This window comes from Micromonospora mangrovicola (assembly GCF_047200535.1).
In the GTDB taxonomy this organism is placed as follows: domain Bacteria; phylum Actinomycetota; class Actinomycetes; order Mycobacteriales; family Micromonosporaceae; genus Micromonospora.
In genome coordinates, this window is the sequence record NZ_JBJZOG010000196.1 from 1 (window position 1) to 3,929 (window position 3,929).

Consider the following 3,929-nt stretch of genomic DNA (forward strand, 5'->3'; position numbering starts at 1 on the left):
CCGAACGGTTCCGGTTCGCGGGTGGTGGGATGCCATCCCGCCAGCCACCGACCTGGCCCTGGCCTGCTCCACGCAGTGTGGGTCGGCGGCAGACAGATGCACATCGATCGCGGCGGGAAGACCAGGAGCTGATATGGCTAGGGAGATATTGGGCTGCGGTGCGGACACCCCACAACTTCGAAGAGCCTCTAGGATCCGCTAGCAGCGCGACCGTGACGGAGGAACACAGGTGATCAAGGCGGTCTTCTTTGATGTCGGCGGGGTAATTCTCGACGAGTCCCGAGAGTTCGGAACCTGGGCGGACTGGCTCGGCGTTCCACGGCATACATTCTCGGCGGTCTTCGGTGCGGCGATCGCCCAGGGCCTGGACTGGCAGGAACCCTTCCGGGTCTTCCGGCCCGGGTTCGATCTCGCGGCCGAACTCGAACGCCGAGCAGCCGCTGGTAAACCGGAGTCGTTCGGGGAAGAGGATCTCTACCCCGACGCGCGATCGTGTCTCACCGCCTTGAAGGATCAGGGCCTGGTCGTCGGTTTGGCCGGCAACCAGCCGGCTCATGCCGAGGCGACCCTCCGTGCGCTCGACCTGGCCGTGGATGTGATCGGCACGTCCCACGGTTGGGGCGTGGCGAAGCCGTCACCGGTCTTTTTCGAGCACGTCATTCGTGAAGGCGGCGGCGACGCGTCTTCGATCCTGTACGTCGGCGATCGGCCCGACAACGATGCATTCCCGGCCAAGGAAGCCGGTATGAAGACGTGCCTGATCCGGCGCTCTCCGTGGGGTCACATCCTCGACATGCCAGCCGTGTCTGAGCAGTGCTTGTTCCGCATCGATTCGCTGGACGAACTCCCCACCCTGGTTGCGAAGCACAACGCGGCAAGCGGCTAGCTTGCCGATGGTGCGAGGAAGCAGAGTGGGGGCTTGACCCCTGAGCCTGGACACGGGGTTTATGCGGCCGGGGCCAGCGTAGCTGGCGCCGGCCGGGTGCTCTGCTCGTAGGTGATCGGTGGCTGCTGTCCGAGCCGGGAGTGGCGTTGGACAGTGTTGTAGCGGTGCAGCCAGCGGAACGCGGTCAGCCGTGCTTCGCGTTCGTCGGTGAAGGCGCGGCGGCCTTGCAGGGTGTCGCGTTTGAAGGTGGCGTTGAACGACTCCGCAGCGGCGTTGTCGGCGGAGCTACCGACCGCGCTCATCGACTGCCGGACCCCGGCTGCGATGCAGGCCTCGGCGAAGGCCCGGGAGGCGTATTGAGCTCCGTGATCCGTGTGCATGATCGCCCCGTGGAGGCTGCCCCAGGTGCGCTGCGCGGCGTGGAGGGCGTCGATGACCAGGTCGGTGCGCATGTGATCCGCGATCGCCCAGCCCGCAAGGCGGCGGGAGTGCAGGTCCAGGACGGTGGCCAGGTAGAGAAACCCCGCTCCCCGACCGGTAGGTAAGTGATGTCACCGACGTAGCGCTGGTTCGGCGCGGGAGCGGTGAAGTCCCGGCCGATCAGGTCCGCAGCCTTCGCCGCGGCCGGATCCGGCACCGTCGTACGAGTGCGCCGCCGTAGGCGCAGCCCCTGCACGCCGAAGCGGCGCATCACCCGGGCGACCCGCTTACGGTTGACCGCCAGACCGGCATCGCGGAGTTCGGCGGTGATCCGAGGCGCTCCATAGGTGCCGTCGTGCTCGGCGTGCACCGCCCGGATCCGACCCACGAGAGCCACATCCGCGGCATCACGGGCGCCCCGCGCTTCGGCGCCCGAGCGCCAGTAGTAGAAGCTCGACCGGGACACCCCGATGACCTGACACAACCGCTTCACGCCGTAGCGCTGCTGATGGTCGGCGACGAACTGGAAGCGGTTGATGGGACTACCTTCCTCGTCTGGCACTTCCGGGGAACGCTCCAGCGGTTTGTCCCTCGAGGACTTTGGTGAGACGGCGTCCCCGGGAGTGGCCGGCGGAGGCCTGACGCCCACGAGGGTGTTGTCCCGAGAGGACTGGTCCATCAGCACGGCGCTGCGCCTCCACCGACCTGACCATTCGGGGAAGACCAATGTGAGGTGCGTGTGCTGGGTGTCGGGCTGGACTGGGCGGAGTCTTTCCACGACGTCGCATTTGGGATACCGGGCAAGGGGGTGGTCCAGGGCTCCGGCAAGGTAGCGATATGACCGTTGCGGGTGGTTGGGTGCGGACACTCCGGATCATGGCGGTATAGAGACGAGCGCGGCCTTTCGATGATCATCCAGGTGTCGAGTCTGGGAAGATCAAAGAGGACTGCGCCCGTTGGGATCATCATCGCTGATTGACGTGTTGGCCGTGCACGCGGACCGGCTGGACGAGCCGTTGCCGGTCCAGGGCCGGTCGAGTCTTGCCGCCGCATTGACGGCAGTGCCGGACCAGCGAGACCCCCGTGGTGTCATCCACGCGCTGCCCGCGGTCCTGGCCACAGCCATCGCGGCGGTGCTGACCGGCGCCCGCTCCGCGGCGGCGGTCGCGGAATGGGCTGCTGACGCGCCGCAGCAGGTCCTCGCGCAGCTGGGCGTGTTCCGGGACCCGTTCACCGGGGTGCACCGGGCCCCGGACGAGTCCACGTTCCGGCGGATCCTGGCCGGCGTTGACGCCGACGCGCTGGACGACACGGTCGGCCGATGGATTCTCGCGTCCCGGCCACCGGCGGACACCGGGCGACGGGTATACAGCGTGGACGGTAAGACTCTGCGTGCCAGCGGCCCGGCCGGTGCTCAAGTGCACCTGCTCGCTGCGCTGGACCAGCACACCGGCACGGTGCTGGGCCAGGTCGACGTGGCCGGCAAGACGAACGAGATCCGCTGCTTCCAGCCGCTGCTGGCACCCCTCGACCTCACGGCGGTGGTCGTCACCGCCGATGCCCTGCACACTCAGCGTGAGCATGCCCGCTGGCTGGTCGATGACAAGCAGGCCGCCTACGTCTTCACCGTGAAGAAAAACCAGCCGCGTCTCTACCGCCAGCTCAAGACCCTGCCCTGGGCAAGATCCCGATCCAGGACGAGACCAGCAACCGCGGGCACGGCCGTTACGACATCCGCCGCCTGCAAGCAGTCACCTGCACCGGGCCCCTCGCCCTGGACTTCCCGCACGCCGTCCAAGCACTACGGATCCGCCGCCGCCGGCTGAACCTGGCCACCGGCCGCTGGTCCACCGTCACCGTCTACGCGATCACCAACCTGAGCGCCACCGAGGCCCGCCCGGACGAATTGGCCGACTGGCTACGCAGGCACTGGGCCATCGAAGCCCTGGACCACATCCGCGACACCACCTACGCCGAAGACGCCAGCCGCATCCGCACCGGCCACGCACCCCGCGCCATGGCAACCCTGCGCAACACCGCGATCAGCCTGCTCCGGCTGAGCGGCATCAGCACCATCGCCGCAGCCCTACGCCACAACAGCAGAAACCACTACCGGCCACTCCAAATACTCGGACTCACCTGAAACGGCCATATACCTACCTTGCCGGAGCCCTGGGGGGTGGTCAAGCAGTTCCGGATTCCGCACGGCCCGGAGGGGATTAACCGGCTGATCGAGCGGTGCCTGGAACTGGAGCCGGACCCCGCCGAGGTTCGCGTAGTGCTCGAGACACGGCACGGGTTGCTCGTCGAGACGCTGGTAGAAGCCGGTTTCACCGTCGTTCCGATCAACCCGGACCTGGTGGCCCGCCGCCGCGGGCCGGCCCGGAAGAAGGACGACGCCGAGGACGCGCGGATCTGCTGTCTACTCGCCCTGGACACCTATATCGAGCTGCGGGCGTTGATCCCGCACGGGCAGATCGGTGCCGAACTGCGCGCCATCGCCCGCGACGATGTGCGCGCCGCGCGCGATGAGCGGCGCCTGGGTAACCGGCTGCGTGCTGACCTGCTGGCTGTCTTCCCCGCCGCCATCGAGATCGCCGACGGCGATCTGAGCGCCGCGGTG

Annotated in this window: 4 protein-coding genes and 1 pseudogene; 4 read left to right on the forward strand and 1 reads right to left on the reverse strand. The window is 67.8% G+C overall.

The window, feature by feature from the left end; translation table 11 throughout:
* Positions 1 to 229 precede the first annotated feature (229 nt).
* A complete protein-coding gene (locus ACL02O_RS33710; protein ID WP_412822233.1) occupies positions 230 to 886 on the forward strand; it encodes an HAD family hydrolase in 657 nt (218 codons plus the stop codon).
* Positions 887 to 945: 59 nt separating this feature from the next.
* Here ACL02O_RS33710 and ACL02O_RS33715 read toward each other — a convergent pair.
* A pseudogene (locus tag ACL02O_RS33715) lies at positions 946 to 1,844 on the reverse strand (IS3 family transposase); the annotation flags it as partial.
* Between the two features lie 451 nt (positions 1,845 to 2,295).
* Here ACL02O_RS33715 and ACL02O_RS33720 point away from each other — a divergent pair.
* From ACL02O_RS33720 to ACL02O_RS33730, 3 genes are all read left to right on the forward strand, one after another.
* Complete coding sequence (locus tag ACL02O_RS33720; RefSeq protein ID WP_412822234.1) at positions 2,296 to 3,132, forward strand: ISAs1 family transposase; 837 nt, start codon at positions 2,296 to 2,298, stop codon at positions 3,130 to 3,132.
* 80 nt (positions 3,133 to 3,212) lie between these two features.
* On the forward strand, positions 3,213 to 3,449 hold the full coding sequence (locus ACL02O_RS33725; protein ID WP_412822235.1) for a hypothetical protein: 237 nt from the start codon (positions 3,213 to 3,215) through the stop codon (positions 3,447 to 3,449).
* 36 nt (positions 3,450 to 3,485) lie between these two features.
* On the forward strand, positions 3,486 to 3,929 hold a 444-nt coding region (locus tag ACL02O_RS33730), incomplete at its 3' end, for an IS110 family transposase (RefSeq protein WP_412822236.1).